At 63.4% G+C, this 15,490-nt stretch carries 13 protein-coding genes, 1 tRNA gene and 1 pseudogene; 5 read left to right on the forward strand and 10 right to left on the reverse strand.

The window, feature by feature from the left end:
• The first annotated feature begins 84 nt into the window (after nt 1–84).
• Nucleotides 85–1,725, forward strand: coding sequence for an ABC transporter substrate-binding protein (locus tag NKH73_RS22705; RefSeq protein ID WP_352936462.1), 1,641 nt, complete (start codon nt 85–87; stop codon nt 1,723–1,725).
• A gap of 23 nt (nt 1,726–1,748) precedes the next feature.
• Here NKH73_RS22705 and NKH73_RS22710 read toward each other — a convergent pair whose 3' ends face one another.
• Nucleotides 1,749–3,251, reverse strand: coding sequence for a pyridoxal phosphate-dependent decarboxylase family protein (locus tag NKH73_RS22710; RefSeq protein WP_352936463.1), 1,503 nt, complete (start codon nt 3,249–3,251; stop codon nt 1,749–1,751).
• A gap of 25 nt (nt 3,252–3,276) precedes the next feature.
• Nucleotides 3,277–4,362: a cysteine synthase A gene (gene cysK / locus NKH73_RS22715; protein WP_352936464.1), complete on the reverse strand. Its 1,086-nt coding sequence runs from the start codon at nt 4,360–4,362 to the stop codon at nt 3,277–3,279.
• A gap of 238 nt (nt 4,363–4,600) precedes the next feature.
• Between cysK and NKH73_RS22720 the strand changes: the two genes are divergently transcribed.
• The 4 genes from NKH73_RS22720 (at nt 4,601) to NKH73_RS22735 (ending at nt 9,752) form a co-directional block, all read left to right on the forward strand.
• Nucleotides 4,601–6,619 (forward strand): transcriptional regulator, encoded by a 2,019-nt coding sequence (locus NKH73_RS22720; protein ID WP_352936466.1) that lies wholly within the window; start codon nt 4,601–4,603, stop codon nt 6,617–6,619.
• Between the two features lie 138 nt (nt 6,620–6,757).
• Nucleotides 6,758–7,498 (forward strand): GntR family transcriptional regulator, encoded by a 741-nt coding sequence (locus NKH73_RS22725; protein ID WP_352936467.1) that lies wholly within the window; start codon nt 6,758–6,760, stop codon nt 7,496–7,498.
• Nucleotides 7,499–7,633: 135 nt separating this feature from the next.
• Entirely contained in the window at nt 7,634–8,875 is a 1,242-nt protein-coding gene (locus tag NKH73_RS22730; protein WP_352936468.1) for a D-amino acid dehydrogenase, read from the forward strand.
• 79 nt (nt 8,876–8,954) lie between these two features.
• Nucleotides 8,955–9,752, forward strand: coding sequence for a maleate cis-trans isomerase family protein (locus tag NKH73_RS22735; RefSeq protein ID WP_352936469.1), 798 nt, complete (start codon nt 8,955–8,957; stop codon nt 9,750–9,752).
• Nucleotides 9,753–9,931: 179 nt separating this feature from the next.
• On the opposite strand, the gene NKH73_RS22740 is transcribed toward NKH73_RS22735, so the two are convergent.
• The 8 genes and pseudogenes from NKH73_RS22740 to NKH73_RS22775 form a co-directional block, all read right to left on the reverse strand.
• Nucleotides 9,932–10,171 (reverse strand): PA2433 domain-containing protein, encoded by a 240-nt coding sequence (locus NKH73_RS22740; protein WP_095485099.1) that lies wholly within the window; start codon nt 10,169–10,171, stop codon nt 9,932–9,934.
• A 131-nt stretch (nt 10,172–10,302) separates the two neighbouring features.
• Nucleotides 10,303–10,479, reverse strand: a pseudogene (locus tag NKH73_RS22745) (glycine betaine ABC transporter substrate-binding protein); the annotation flags it as partial.
• A 231-nt stretch (nt 10,480–10,710) separates the two neighbouring features.
• The gene (locus NKH73_RS22750) at nt 10,711–10,887 is read right to left on the reverse strand and encodes a hypothetical protein (protein WP_352936470.1); all 177 of its coding nucleotides are present in this window, start codon (nt 10,885–10,887) and stop codon (nt 10,711–10,713) included.
• Nucleotides 10,888–11,393: 506 nt separating this feature from the next.
• Nucleotides 11,394–11,816, reverse strand: a complete 423-nt coding sequence (locus NKH73_RS22755) for a hypothetical protein (RefSeq protein WP_352936471.1) — start codon at nt 11,814–11,816, stop codon at nt 11,394–11,396.
• Between the two features lie 118 nt (nt 11,817–11,934).
• A tRNA-Leu gene (locus NKH73_RS22760) sits at nt 11,935–12,019 on the reverse strand.
• A 133-nt stretch (nt 12,020–12,152) separates the two neighbouring features.
• Nucleotides 12,153–12,776 carry a 2,3-bisphosphoglycerate-dependent phosphoglycerate mutase gene (locus tag NKH73_RS22765; protein ID WP_352936472.1) on the reverse strand — a complete coding sequence of 208 codons (624 nt, stop codon included), beginning with the start codon at nt 12,774–12,776 and terminating at the stop codon, nt 12,153–12,155.
• Nucleotides 12,777–12,808: 32 nt separating this feature from the next.
• Entirely contained in the window at nt 12,809–13,636 is an 828-nt protein-coding gene (gene dapB / locus NKH73_RS22770; RefSeq protein WP_352936474.1) for a 4-hydroxy-tetrahydrodipicolinate reductase, read from the reverse strand.
• Nucleotides 13,633–15,486, reverse strand: a complete 1,854-nt coding sequence (locus tag NKH73_RS22775; RefSeq protein WP_352936475.1) for an ABC transporter ATP-binding protein — start codon at nt 15,484–15,486, stop codon at nt 13,633–13,635. Before NKH73_RS22775 ends, dapB begins: the two co-directional genes overlap by 4 nt.
• Nucleotides 15,487–15,490: the final 4 nt, after the last annotated feature.

Raw genomic sequence — 15,490 nt, forward strand, 5'->3', positions numbered from 1 at the left:
AAACACCACCCCTCCCCCCGGCCCCCGCCCGCCCCCCCCCCCCCCCCCCCCCGGGCCCCCCGGGCGCCGATAGGAGGATCGACGATGAAGTTCATGTTGACCGGCAGGTCATTGCATCCGCAGGCCGAGCCCGTCGCCGACGGGTTTAAGAAGGGCCAGATGAACCGGCGCGAATATCTCGCCACCATGGCAGCACTCGGCGTCAGCGCCGTCGGTGCGCTGACGCTGGGCGGCCTGGCACCTTCCCCGGCCAGGGCGGAGGAGCCGAAGCGCGGCGGCGTGCTCCGCGTCGCCATGAACGTCAAGGGTTTTAAGGATCCGCGCACCTTCGACGGCGTCGAAATGTCCAACATCGCCCGCCAGTGCAACGAGTATCTGGTCCGCTGGAACCGCGATTTCACCTTCGAGCCGTGGCTGCTCGAGAGCTGGGAGACCAGCGACGATGCCAAGACGCTGACGCTCCATGTCCGCAAGGGCATAACCTGGTCGAACGGCGACGCCTTCAACGCCGACGATGTCGTCCACAATCTCACGCGCTGGTGCGATGCTTCCGTCGCCGGCAACTCGGTCGCCGCGCGCCTGGGCGCGCTGGTCAACCCCGACACCAAGAAAGCCGTCGATGGCGGCATCGAGCGCGTCGACGACTTCACCATCAAGCTCAATCTGCCGAAACCCGACATTTCGCTGATCGCCGGCGTGGCCGACTATCCCGGACTGATCATGCATCGCTCCTACGATGGTGGCGACGATCCGCTGAAGGCGCTGGCGATCACCACCGGGCCTTGCGAGCTGGTGTCATGGGACGCAGAGACCGGCGCCGAGGTCCGCCGCAAGGACAAGCCGTGGTGGAAGGGCGACTTCTATCTCGACGGCATCAAATGGGTCGACTACGGCTCCGATCCCAATGCGATGCTGTCGGCCTTCGAATCGGGCGAGATCGACACCAATCACGAAACCGCCGCCGATACGGTCTCGCAGACCGAACAGATGGAGCTCGGGAATTCGGAACTCGCCACCGGCTCTACCCTGGTCGCGCGCTTCAATGTCGGCAATCCGCCCTATGACGACGTCAAGGTGCGGCGCGCCGCACAGCTTTCGGTCGACAACACCGCGGTGCTGAAACTTGGCATAGACAATCGGGGCAAGCCCGCCGAAAACCACCATGTCGGGCCGATGCATGCCGAATATGCCGATATCGGGCCGGCCGTGCGCAAGGTCGACGAGGCCAAGGCGCTGCTCGCCGAGGCCGGCAAGGCCGATCATGAATTCGACCTCATCTCGGTCGATGTCGACTGGCAGAAGACGAGCGGCGATGCGATTGCCGCGCAGATGCGCGAGGCCGGGCTGAAGGTCAAGCGCACCGTGTTGCCGGCGGCGACATTCTGGAACGACTGGAGCAAATATCCCTTCTCCTGCACCGAATGGCTCGGCCGGCCGCTCGGCGTCCAGGTGCTGGCGCTCGCCTACAAGTCAGGCGCGGCATGGAACGAGAGCGCCTATGCCAATCCGGAATTCGACACTTTGCTCGACAAGGCGCTGGCCACCCCCGATGCCGCCGCCCGCAAGGAGATCATGGCCAAGATCGAGCAGAATCTGCGCGATTCCGGCATCATCATCCAGCCCTACTGGCGCTCGGTCTTCCGCACCTATCGCAAGGGCGTACACGGCTGCGAGCAGCACCAGTCGCTCGAGCAGCATTTCGAGAAGGTCTGGATTGAGGCGTGATTGTCGCCGCCGGTCGCTTTGGATCAGCGGTCGGCGCGTGAACCTGAGATCTCCTTCCCAAGTCGAACCGTTTCCCGCACCAGCAGGTCCAGATCCTCTCGCCGGGTGCGGTGATTGTTGATCGCCACCCTGAGGCAATGCTGGCCATGCACCGTCGTGTCCGACAGGACGGCGATGCCTTCTTCCTGCAGCCTCAGCATGATCTCGGTGTTGAGCGCCTTCAGCGCCTCGCCCGTCAACTCGCCGCCTGCCAACCCATCGCCGCGATAGCGAAAACAGACGATGTTGATGCTGGTCGGCGCCGTCAGTTCGAGGGCCGGCTCGGCCTCGATCAGCCCGGCGAGAGTGTGGCCCTGGGCGATATTCTGGTCGATCAGCCGGCCGAATTTTTCGACGCCATGCTCCTTCAATGCCATCCACACTTTCAGCGCGCGAAAACCGCGCGACGTCTGCAGGCCGTAATCATGCAGCCATTGTCCGGAGGCGAGCCCCCGTGGCGTCGATTCCAGATATTCCGGCGTCACCGCAAACGTATCGCGGTGCGAGGCACCGTCTCTCACCAGGGCGCAGCCGACCTCGAACGGCGCGTGCAGCCATTTGTGCGGATCAAGCGCGATGGAATGGGCGCGTTCGATGCCGGCGACACGATGGGCATTTTCCGGCGCAATCGCGATCAGGGCGCCGATGCAGCCGTCGACATGGAACCAGAGATCCTCTTCCGCGGCCAGCCTTGCCAGCCCCTGCAGATCGTCGATCGCGCCGGTGTTGATGGTGCCTGCCGTTCCGATGACGCAGGCCGGCTTGAAGCCTGCCTTGCGGTCCTCGGCGATCGCCTTGCGCAACGCGTCGATGTCGATCCGCAATCCGGCATCGGTCGGGATGCGTCGCAGCGCCCGGTTGCCGAGGCCGAGTGCTTCCATCGCCTTGCGATGGCAGGAATGGATCTGGTCCGAACCGTAGAAACGCAGCGGCTTGGCCACGGCGGCGACGCCATACTCACGCACGTCGACGCCGGCCTTGGTGTTACGCGCCACAGTCAGCCCGATGATGTTGGCCATCGAGCCGCCGCTGACCAGCGTGCCGCTGGCGGACTGGGGAAAGCCCAGCATCTGCTTCAGCCAATCGACCACCTGGCTGTCCATCAGGGCGGCGGCATGGTTGCCGCCGCCGAGATTGGAGCCCTGGATCGCCGCCAGGAAATCGCCGAGCGCGCCGGTGAAATTGCTCGACCCCATGTACCAGGCCCAGAAGCGCGGATGGATATTGCCCATCGGGTAAGGCATCACGCTCTTGACCACATCGTCATAGACATCGGCCAGCGGCGTTGGCGATTGCGGCAGGGACGCGGTGAAGAAGTCCCTCACATCTCCAGGCATCTCCCGCCACACCGGCCGCTCTCTGACATCACGCAGGTAAGCGACGGCATCGTCGACGATCCGATGCGACAGGATCTGCACATCGGCCCAGTCCGAGGGGTCAAGCGTTTCCTCGGTGGTCGTGGCGGCGTATCCAGACGGCGTATCCATGCAGGTCGCTCCCGATATGCCGCCGTCACGCCGGAAACTGGCAGCCGGGCGTCGACTGCGAAAGCGCGATCTCGTCGGCGTCCATCTCGGCCTCGATGCCGTCGAACAGCGGCGTCGTCATGTAACGCTCGCCGGTGTCTGGCAGCATGCACAGGATCACCGAACCGGGTGCCGCTTTTTCGGCGACCTGCAGCGCCACCGCGAAAGTGGCTCCGCCCGAAATGCCGGTGAAGATGCCTTCCTTCTGCGCCAGCGCCTTGGCCCATTTCATGCCTTCCGGTCCGGGCACAGGTATCACCTCGTCATAAAGGCTCTTGTCGATCGCCTCCTGCAGAACGTCAGGGATGAAATCCGGGGTCCAGCCTTGGATCGGGTGCGGCTCGAAGGCCGGATGGCTGGCGGCGGGCGCGCCGCCGGCGCCGCGCTCCTGCGCCTTGCCGCTGCCGATCAGCTGGGCGTTGGCGGGCTCGGCCAGCACGATCCGCGTCTCCGGACGCTCGCGCCGCAGCACGCGCCCAACGCCGACGACCGTGCCGCCGGTGCCATAGCCGGTGACGAAGCAGTCGAGCCGCGCGCCGGCGAAGTCGTTGACGATCTCGCGCGCCGTCGTCGCCTCGTGTATGGCGGCATTGGCCTTGGTCTCGAACTGGCGGGCCAGGAACCAGCCATTGGCTTCAGCCAATTCCACCGCCTTCTTGTACATGCCAAAACCCTTCTGGGCGCGCGGCGTCAGCACCACCTTGGCACCCAGCATGCGCATCAGCTTGCGGCGCTCGATGGAGAAACTGTCGGCCATGGTCACCACCAGCGGATAGCCCTTCTGGGCGCAGACCATGGCCAGCCCGATGCCGGTGTTGCCGCTGGTTGCCTCGACGACGGTCTGCCCCGGCTTCAGGGCGCCGCTGCGCTCGCCCTCCTCGATGATGTTGAGCGCCAGCCGGTCCTTCACCGAGGCCGCCGGATTGAAGAATTCGGCCTTAACATAGATCGTCACATGATCGGGGCCGAGATTGTTAATCCTGATCACCGGCGTATCGCCGACCGTGTCGAGAACGCTGTCGAACAGGCGGCCGCGGCCGGCCGTGGTCCTGATTTTCCGTTGCTGCAACATGTCTGCTCTCCTCTTTTTGTTTTTGTCACAAGTTGTTGTCGTCACGAGCCGGTTACAAATCGGCGGCTTGGGCGGCGAGGTTTCGAGACCTTGCCGCGGTAAGGTGCCTGTGCCGGCAATGCCCGCCCGGAAAGGCGGCAATGCCGGCGTCCGGCGCGGAAATTCGTTGCCGGATGCACTCTATCGCTTTCGGTGATAAAGCAGAGGGCGATAGGCCAGCGTGGGAGCAAGCGTGGAAATGCACGTGGAATCCGCTCGATCGAGGCTGGAAGGCGGTAGGGCCGGGCTGTCCGTGCGGCTGCTCGGGCCGCTGACGATCATGCGCGATGGCGCCGCCGTGCAACTGCCGGCATCGCGCAAGCTGCGCGCGCTCTTCGCCTATCTGGCGCTTGCGCCGCACGCCGTGAGCCGCAGCCGCCTGTGCGAGCTCTTCTGGGACGTGCCGAACGATCCGAGAGGCGAGCTTCGCTGGTGCCTGAGCAAGCTCAGGGGCGTTCTCGAGGATCCCGCCAGGATCGAGACGTCGGGCGACACGGTCGCGCTTGATCTCGGCGGCAGTTTCGTCGACGCGATCGATATTGCCTCAGCCGCCGCCAAGGGCGTCGAGACACTCGATCTGGAGCGCCTGCAAGCCTTGTCCGAACTGTTCGTTGGCGATTTCCTCGAAGGCTTGGAGATCGACCGCAGCCCGCATTTCATGAGCTGGGTGACCGCGCAGCGCCGCCGCTTCAGCTCATGCCATGCCGCCATTCTGGAGCATCTCGTCAACAATCTCCCGGCAGGCTCCAGGAGCGTGTCCGCCCACATCGAAAGATGGCTTGCTCTGGCACCCTTCGATGGGCGTGCCCATGTCGCATTGCTGGAGAATCTTGCCCAGCGCGGCCAGGTCGGCGCGTGCGAGGCGCATCTTGCCGCCGCCGCGCAACTCTTCCAATCCGAGGACCTGGATTTTGCCCCGGTCCGCGACGCCTGGCGGGCGATCAAGGACCGGCCGTCGGTGGCCACGCCATGCGCGCGCTCCGTGGTAAGTTTGGCGCCCCCGATTGCGCTTGCCGAACCCGATGCCGCGGCACCGCGCCGGGCCTCGCTCGCGGTGATGCCGTTTTTTGAGGAAGCCGGCGTTGGCCCCCGTGGTGGCTTGGCCGACGGCCTCACCCACGACATCATCACGCGCCTGGCCAAGCTCAGGGATTTCTTCGTCATCGCGCGCGGCTCGGTCTTTGCGCTGGCGGAAAAGGACATCGCGCCGGAGGATGCCGGCCGGCGGCTGAATGTCGACTATGTCGCCACCGGCGCGGTGCGCAGCCTGCCAGGCCGCGTCATCGTCAGCATCGAACTGGTCGAGGTGCGCACCGCCAGGATCGTGTGGACCGACACGTTCGAGCGCCGGCCCGACGACATCTTTGCCGTGCTGGACGAGATCGGCAACGCCATCGTCTCGTCGATCTCGAACGAGATCGAGACGCTCGAGCGTAACCGCGCCATGCTGAAGGCGCCGAACTCGCTCAATGCCTGGGAGGCCTACCATCGCGGCCTCTGGCACATGTACCGCTTCACCCGCACCGAGAACGAACAGGCCCGGCATTTCTTCGACATTGCCTTGAAGCTCGATCCGACCTTCGCCCGCGCCTATGCCGGCCTGTCTTTCACCCATTGGCAGAATGCTTTCCAGCGCTGGGGCGACCGCGAGCAGGAAAGCGCGCTCGCCTTCGAGGCGGCCGGGCAAAGCCTTCTGGTCGACGATCACAATCCCGCCGCGCACTGGGCCATGGGCCGGGCGCTGTGGCTGCGCGGTGAGCAGGACGGCTCCCTCATCGAGCTGGAACGGGCTGTTGACCTCAGCCCTAACTTCGCACTCGGCCATTATGCGCTCTCCTTCGTGCACTCGCAGTCGGGCGACCCGAAATCAGCGATCGGCTCATCCGACCATTCCAGGCATCTCAGCCCCTTCGATCCGCTGCTGTTCGGCATGCTCGGCTCCCGCGCCATGGCGCTCGCCCGGCTCGGCCAGTTTGACGAGGCGGCCGAATGGGCGCTGAAGGCCGCCGCCCGCCCCAACGCCCACGCCATCATCCTGGCCATCGCCGCTCACTGCCTGGCGCTGGCCGGTCGGCAGGACGAGGCCCGAAATTTCGCCGCCACGCTGCGCAAGACGCTGCCGAACTACTGCGCCGACGATTTCATCGGCACATTCCGCTTCGAGCCGGACGCCGAGGCCATGTTCCGGCAAGGGGCGAGAAGTATTGGGCTGGGCTGATCGGCACGGGACGGTGCTTCAGTAGGTGCCGGTGAAGCCCACGCACGACTGAGTGCACTTTGCAATTCCAATATATATCATGAGGAAGCGGCCTCGCCGGGAAGTAAGGCGCGTGCTTGGACATGAGATGAGGGCAGGATGGCAACGAACCCCCGGAATGACGTCGGTAGCAGGGTAAAAATCGTAAAAGAGCGAGAGCGCGCCGTGCGTGCTGCGGACAGTGTCGATCGGGTCTACGCGACGATCAAGGAGTTCGCGATCGACTATCGTTTCCGGCCGGGAGAGAAGATCAACGAGGTCGAACTCGCGACGGAACTCGGCGTAAGTCGCACGCCGGTGCGCGCGGCTCTCAACAGATTGCAGCGCGACGGCTTCGTGGCATCCGTTCCCAACAAGGGATTCTATGCCCGCGAACTCACGCCGGAAGCCGTGCGCGATCTCTATGAACTTCGCGCGGCGATCGAGCGGGCCGCATTCGTCCTGGCTTGTGAGCGGGCATCGGATACCGAGATCCAGGCGACGGTCGACGCATGGACGAAGCATAGCAGCCTGAAGGGTGAAGGGTCGTGGGCGAAGGTTGCCGTTGCCGATGAAAGTTTCCACATGGCCCTGACGCAATTGTCGAAGAATGCGCAGATGGTCAACGCGCTCGAGGGCCTATGTTCGCGGATTCGCTTTTTCCGGCGCATCGATCTGGAGTCCATGCCGCGCCGCAGCCACAGCTACCAGGAGCATGAAGCGATCATTGATGCCCTGCGCCGTCGCGATGCCGCGGGCGGGGCAGCGCTGGTCGAAAAGCACATCACGCTGAGTTCGGCGCATGCGATGGAGGTGGCGACACGCGGTCTGGCGCGGATCTTCTTTGGGACGGCCGCGTAAGAGGACAGCGAGGCAAGCCAAACGCCGCTCCCGGCGATCCCCTGTCCCGCCGGCGTCCGGCGAAGGGCATAGAACCTCTTGCGGTTCGCAAATTACATTCTAAAGTGTACTCACTTTGTGATTTCCGGAGGCGTCATGCGCATAGTGGTGCTGGGTGGCGGCGTCGTCGGTGTCACGACAGCCTACCAACTGCAAAACGATGGTCACGACGTCGCGCTCATTGAACGCAACACCGAGGTCGCCGCCGAGACGAGTTGGGGCAATGCCGGCATGATCGCGCCAGGCCATTCCTTTGTCTGGTCGTCTCCCAAGGCGCCGATAACCTTGCTGAAATCGCTGGTGCTCAAGGACCAGGCGCTGCGCTTCAAGTTCTCGGCGGATCCGCGGCTCTATACGTGGTCCTGGTTGTTTCTCATGGAATGCACGGCCGCCAAGGCGCGGCGCAACACGCTGCTCAAGCATCGCCTCGCCGCCTACTCGCAGGCAGTGCTGCGCGACGTCGTTGTCGACGAGCAAATCGACTACGACCGTAACGATCGCGGCATCGTCTATTTCCACCGCAGCCAGCAGGCGCTCGATAACGGTGTCGAGCACATGAAGCTGCTGCAGTCGGACGGACAAGAGATCGAGGTGCTCGACCGAGATGCGATCGTCGCGCTCGATCCGTCGCTGGCGTCGGCCAAGGACAAGATTGCCGGCGGCATCTATTGCCCGACCGACGAGACCGGCGACCCGGCAAAGTTCACCAGGGCCCTCGCCGCCAAGATTATCAACCGGGGCGGCGCCATCCACACAGGCACGACGATCACCGGCATTGAAACATCAGGCGACGCTGTCGCGCAGGTGCTCACCGACAAAGAGCCTTTCAGGGGCGATGCCTATGTGCTCGCGCTCGGGAGTCACAGTCCTGTTCTGGCAAGGAAGATCGGCATTCGGCTGCCGATCTACCCGATCAAAGGCTATTCACTGACGCTCCCGATCGGCAATCGTCCGCTGCCGCCGACCATCGCCTCAGTCGACGAGCACAATCTGGTCGCCATCTCGCGCTTCGGCGACCGCGTCCGCGTCACCGCAACGGCGGAGTTCGCCGGCTACGATACCAGCCATAAGCCCGCCGATTTCGCCTTCATGAAAGGGGTTACGGAGGAGCTCTACCCCGAGGGCGCCGACTACCATCGCGCGGAAATGTGGGCGGGTCTGAGGCCGATGACGCCGAACAATCTTCCCGCCTTCGGACGGCGACGCTTGCGCAACCTCTTCCTCAATACCGGGCATGGTCACATCGGCTGGACCATGTCGCACGGGTCGGCCCGGATCACTGCCGATCTAATCGCCGGCCGGACGCCGGCCATTCCGATGGATGGTCTTTTGAACTAGAGCATGATCCCGAAAAGTGGGAACCGGTTTTCGGAAAAGATCATGCTCCAACAAGAAGATAGATTTGAAAGGGAACGCCATGTCTCTCAACCTTGCCGCCCTTCGGTCTTCCGGACCGGTCGATCTCGGCGTGCTGCCATCGGAACTCGACGGTGGTCTGGCGTCACGGGCGGCGATCGGCCTTGTGGTGCTGGCCACGGATCAGACCCTGGAGCATGAATTCCGCGCACTCGTGCGCCAGCCCGGTGTCGCCTTCTACGAATCCCGCGTCTTCAGCGACAACGACATAACGACCGATACCTTGCGCGCCATCGGTCCCAGGATCGCGCCGGCCGTCGACCTCATCTTGCCGAGCATTTCCCTGGACGTCGTTGCCTTCGGCTGTACCTCGGCAACGATGACGCTCGGCGAAGAGGCGGTTTTCGCGGAGATCAGGAAGGCACGGCCAGATGTCGCCTGCACCACACCCGTCACCGCCGCGCTCGCGGCGTTCAAGGCTCTCGACGTCAAAGGTATCGGCCTGTTGACGCCCTACGCGCCGCAGATCAATGAAAACCTCGTTGCCTATTTTAGCGGGCGCGGCGTCGACATATCAGCCGTCGCGACCTTCGACCGACGCGACGATCGCGACGCCGCCCGCATCTCGGTCGCATCGATTGAAGCCGCGGCCGAGCGGATGGCTGCCACGCCGGGGGTGGATGCGGTCTTCATATCATGCACCAGCCTGCGCATCGCCGAAGCGGCCGCCCGGCTCGAGCAGCGTATCGGCGTGCCGGTGACGTCCAGCAACCACGCCATGGCCTGGCATTGTCTGCGGCTCGCCGGGATCAATGACGTCGTGCCGGCCGGAAGGCTTTTTGGATTGCCAAGCAACTGATTGGCGATCGGACGTCGAAGCAATGTTCCGACAAGGCGCCAAGCGCATCGGACTGGGGTGATCCACTCCAGCCCGGGCCTGCTTCAACCGATCAAGGCCGTGATCCTCACCGGCCGACAACCGAACAAAAGCCGGCAATCGGCCAAGAAGATCGACCAGGAAAGCCGCGTTCGTTGCAGCTATATGCCGAGCATCGTCTTGGCTTGGTTGAGCGCAGCCTCTGATCCTGCATGATCGCCGGCGGCGTGCAATGTCTCGCCTTGGGCGCGCAGTTCTTTGACTTTGGTCATATCGGCCTCGGAGAGGGTGGCGGTCGGCAACGCCGCGTCGATCGCGGCCATGATGGTCGGGCATGAATTTGCAAAGGCTGTCGCAGGAACGACCGCCAGGAAAACCGCAAGCGAAATTGATCGTAACATGGACGTTTCTCCCTTACCGGACACGCATGACGACCGGCGTGGGAATGGTACAGCCAATGCTTGGACGTGCCAATCGCGATTGGGGCAGCTGCGGTCGGCCGGGCTTTCCGAACCTTTTATTACGGCTGGTCGGCAATGAGCGTCCCCATCTCGCGCACCTCAGCATCGAGCCCGAAATTTTCCTTCAAGCTGACCTTGAGAATGTTTGCCGTCGCCTGGCCCGACGGCCAGTTCGGCGTTGCAATGACCAGATCCGCCGAATGGGCCGGGATGTTCACCACCAGCATCGTCAATGCCGCCAACGACATTTTCCGCAGAGACTGCTTCCCCTCGCTTCGGCGCTGAAACCAACCGGGACGGGAACAACTTGTCACGGCAAGCACCGGGTTGTGACACCTGCTCCATCTGCTGACGGCAACTGCTGAAGATGCAACAATGCATGCGCCAAAGAGAGCGTCGTCACGTGCCGCTCCGGCACGCCTCAGCGATACCGGGCACAGGTGGGGAAGCACCTGACATGCTGGCGGCAAGTTGCGATATCAACGCATCGCCATGAGGTTGGCAATCAGAGCTTTCTCCGCGGATGTGATCGGATAGCTCTCGTTGGCGGCTTTCGCAGGTTTGAACACCTTTGCAAGCCGCGTCGCGAATTTGGGCTTTGTCTCCTGGGCCGTTCTCTCTTTCGCTAATGCGAGGGAAGTCCTTTGCGGGTCCATCTGTTGCCTATCCTTCTGCATGCCGGCCGATGCTAGAGAAACATGGAGTCAAAGGATCCCCCGCGGCGTCCGAGGTGAAGCCAAGTCTCGAACTGCTGTTTGGTATACCGCCAGACGAACAGCAGGAGTGCCGACCCCTGTGCCCTGATGTAAGCGTTTCGCCAGTTGCGAACGCTTACATCGAATCCAATCGGGTCGCGCGCGGCGAGATCGCGCAGATAGCCTGCGTCAGGACACTGATGCCGAACGCGCTTCTATGACCCCGATTCTACCTTGGCTGCTTCCGGCAGATCCGTGAGCTGAACGATCTCGGAGGTGGCCCAAAGGACAGCTGGTTCCCATGTGGCGGCAATCGCATCGTTTGGGCTACCTTTGTCGAGCGCTTTTGCTAAGCTACTGCGCTCGGCCGCAGGCAATTTCGGCCCTAATTGCTGGAACATCGAAATGATCTTTCGGCGTGGAAATAGTACGGCGGCCTCGTATAGGTGCCGATTTCTACCGCTACTTTAGCTAGTTGCGAAAGCCATTTGCAGCCTATTGAAGAAGGCGCCCGCTATCGCGGAAATTGCGACACTTGGAATAGCTGCGATAGCAAGCACGCCGCTTAAGTCGGTGTAATGCTCCCATGCATTGGATGGTGGCAGAGGAGAAGTGAACGCCATTCCTCCCCACAAAACAACATTCAGGAAAGCACAACCGGCAAAACCGATCATCCATGCCCATTTGGTGCGAGGTTGGAGGGAATAAAGCGAAACAAAAACACCGAGAACGAGCAATCCCGGACCATGACTTGCAACGAAGGCCAGCGCAAAATCCAGCAGTGCAAGGTTTCCGTTCCAAGGCCGAACCAGCATGAGCGCCAGCAAAGCACTTGGGATTGAAACCATCAGGACGCTGAGAAAGCCGTTGAGAAGGACATGTTGTTTCAATCGAGTCGCGCTCCCGTAACGACCGGCATCAGGACATCAGGTCAAGAAAAAAGCCCGGCAAAACCGGGCTTTTTTCTTGGAGTTTCTGAACCATGTCGAGCGGTCCGAAACGGGAATTTGGTGCCCAGAAGAGGACTCGAACCTCCACTCCTTGCGGAACACGGACCTGAACCGTGCGCGTCTACCAATTCCGCCATCTGGGCTGGTGCGGGCTCTTTAGGCGGGCAAGGGGTGAGTGTCAACGCGCTTTTTTGCGCAATCTAGAAACGCGCCCCGCGCGCCGGCTGGTGTAGTTTTGAATTTGCGCATGATCCTTTCCGAACCTGCGGTTCGGGGTCATGCGCCCTGCAGCACTTCCTTGGATGCCACGGTCGAATCGGCGTTGAGCTTATAGATGACCGGCACACCGGTGCCGAGCTCCAGCTTGACGATCTCCTCGCCCGACTTGCCGTCCAGCGCCATGATCAGCGCACGCAGCGAATTGCCGTGCGCCGCGACCAGCACGGTGCCGCCGCGCAGCACATGCGGCTGCAGGTCGTGCAGGTAGTACGGCCAGACGCGCGCGCCGGTGTCCTTCAGGCTTTCGCCGCCCGGCGGCGGCACGTCGTAGGAGCGGCGCCAGACATGCACCTGCTCCTCGCCCCATTTCTTACGCGCGTCATCCTTGTTGAGGCCGGAGAGGTCGCCATAGTCGCGCTCGTTCAGCGCCTGGTCGCGAATGGTCTCGAGATCGCTCTGGCCGACCGCGTCGAGAATGTGCTGGCAAGTCTTCTGCGCCCTGATCAGCGACGACGTGAAGGCGATGTCGAATTTTAGTCCGCGCGCCTTCAGCTTTGCGCCTGCCTCCTTGGCCTCGGCATGGCCCAACTCGGTCAGGTCGACGTCGCGCCAGCCAGTGAACAGGTTCTTCAGGTTCCATTCGCTCTGACCGTGGCGCACGAGCACGAGAGTTCTCGACATTTTTGCTCCTTCAGTTTGTGGATCAGATCGTCTCAGGCGAGGCCGAGCACGTCCCGCATCGAATACAGTCCCGGCTTCCTGCCGCGCGCCCACAGTGCCGCCTTGACCGCGCCGCGGGCGAAGATCGCCCGGTCCTCGGCTTGATGGGCGAGCGTGATGCGTTCGCCGGTGCCGGCCAGCACCACGGAGTGATCGCCGACGACCGAGCCGCCGCGCAGCGTGGCAAAACCGATCGAGCCAGTCTTTCGCACGCCGGTGTGACCGTCGCGCGACCGCACGGTGTTCCCGTCAAGGTCGATGCCGCGCCCGGCGGCGGCGGCCTCGCCGAGCAATAGCGCCGTACCCGACGGCGCATCGACCTTGTGCCGGTGATGCATTTCCAGGATTTCGACATCGAAATCGTCGGCATCGAGCGCGCGCGCCGCCTGCTCGACCAGCACCGCCAGCAGGTTGACGCCGAGGCTCATATTGCCTGACTTAACGATCGTCGCGTGGCGCGCCGCTGCCGCAATCTTTGCATTGTCGTCCGCCGAGCAGCCGGTGGTGCCGATGACATGGGTGATGCGTGCCTGCGCCGCGTACCCCGCGAATTCGACTGTCGCTGCCGGGCTCGTGAAATCGAGCACGCCGTCGGCCTTGGCGAAGGCCGGCAGCGGGTCGTCGCCGATCGCCACGTCGATATCGCCGATGCCGGCAAGCTCGCCGGCATCCTTGCCGAGATGGGGCGAGCCGGCCCGCTCGATCGCGCCGGCGACGCGTGCGCCCGGTATCGTGTGGATGGCACGGATCAGCGCCTGGCCCATGCGGCCGGCCGCGCCCACCACCACCAGGCCCATATCGCTTGTGAGCGTGTTGCTCATAAAGTTCTCCCAACCGCCTTTTTCGCGCGGCGCACCGGAGTTTGGATTGGCTTGCCGTCGTCGACAAGCCCCAGCCCCTTGTTGCCCTGGACCCGGTGGAAGCGGGCATAGACGCTGTGCGGGTCGGCCATCAGCGAGGCGTGCGTGCCTTGCTCGACCAGTCGCCCCTGCTCCAGCACGACGATGTGGTCGGCGTTGACCACCGTCGACAGCCGGTGCGCGATGACGATGGTCGTGCGCCCGTGCATAACCTTGGTGAGCGCTTGCTGGACACGGGCTTCCGCCTCGTTGTCGAGCGCCGAGGTCGCCTCGTCGAGCAGCAGGATGGGCGCCTGCCGCACGATGGCGCGGGCGATCGACACGCGCTGGCGCTGGCCGCCCGACAGCGTCACGCCGCCTTCGCCGACAGGTGTGTCATAGCCTTGCGGTTGTTGCCGGATGAAGCCGTCGGCCTCGGCCTGTTGCGCGGCCAGTTCGATTTCGGCGTCGCTGGCGCTCAGCCGCCCGTAGCGGATGTTGTCGCGAATGGTGCCTTCGAACAGATAGGGCTGCTGCGAGACATAGGCGATGGAGCTGCGCAGCGACTGCTTGGTGATCTTCGAAATGTCCTGGCCGTCGACCTCGATGCTGCCTGCCTCGACATCGTAAAAGCGCTGCAATAGCGCCACCAGCGTCGACTTGCCGGCGCCCGAGGCGCCGATGATGGCGGTCATCTTGCCGGCGGCGGCGACGAAGCTGAGGTCCTGCAGCACCGGCGCGTCGGCGACATAGCCGAACGAGACGTTGTTGAAGCGCACCTCGCCGCTGGTGATCGTCGCTTCGGCCGCTCCGGGCGCGTCGCCTTGCTGCGGCTCGAGGTCGAGCAACTCGTAGATCATGCGCGCATTGACGAGCGCCCGTTCCATGCCGACCTGCATGCGCGCCAGCCGCCGGGCCGGATCGTAGGCGAGCAGCAGCGCGGTGATGAAGGAGAAGACTGCGCCGGGCGGCTGTCCGAGCACCGTCGCCCGGTAGCCGGAATAGGCGATAACGCTGGCAACGGTGAAACCGGCCAGTATTTCGGAGATCGGCGTCAGTCGCTCCGAAACGCGGGCGATCTTGTTTGTCCGCTGCTCGGCATCGTCGGCGAGCTTGCCGATGCGGCGCGACAGCTCGCCCTCCATGGTAAAGGCTTTGACGATGGCGATGCCTTGCGTGGCTTCCTGCATGGCGCCGATCAGCCGCGAGTTGATCTGCACCGATTCACGGGTGATGCGCCGCACCCGCCGCATCAGATAGGTGACGGTGTAGATCAGCGGCGGCCCGATCAGCAGTGAGCTCAAGGATAGCACCGGATCCTGATAGATCATGACGCCGATCAGCCCGATCAGCGTCACACCGTCCCGCGCGATCGACGTCAGCGTCATCGACAGAAGGTCGCGGATGCCGTTGACGTTCTCGTTGACCTGCGCGGCCAGGCGCCCCGAGCGCGTGTCGTTGAAGAAGCCGACGCCGAGCTTCATCAGATGGTCGAAGATGCGCTTTTGGTAGCGCGCCACCAGATTGTTGCCGATCCTGGCCAACGTCACCGCCTGGCCGTAGCCGGCCAGTCCGCGCAGGATGAAGGCACCCAGGATCGCAGCGCAGATCCAGGCGATCAGATCGCCGCGCCGTTCGTAGAAGATCTGATTGACCACGGGGCTCATGATCAAGGCCGTGACTGCTGTCGTTCCGGATACGGTCAACAGGCAGACTATGGTGAAGACATAGGACCACCGGTACTCGTATCCGTTCTCGGTCAGGATACGGCGCACCACCGCCACGACCTCGCCGGGCCGGGCTTTCGCTTGATGTTTGGGCGATTGGTTCAAGTCG

This window comes from Mesorhizobium sp. M0938 (genome assembly GCF_040319125.1).
Classification (GTDB): Bacteria; Pseudomonadota; Alphaproteobacteria; order Rhizobiales; family Rhizobiaceae; genus Mesorhizobium; species Mesorhizobium robiniae.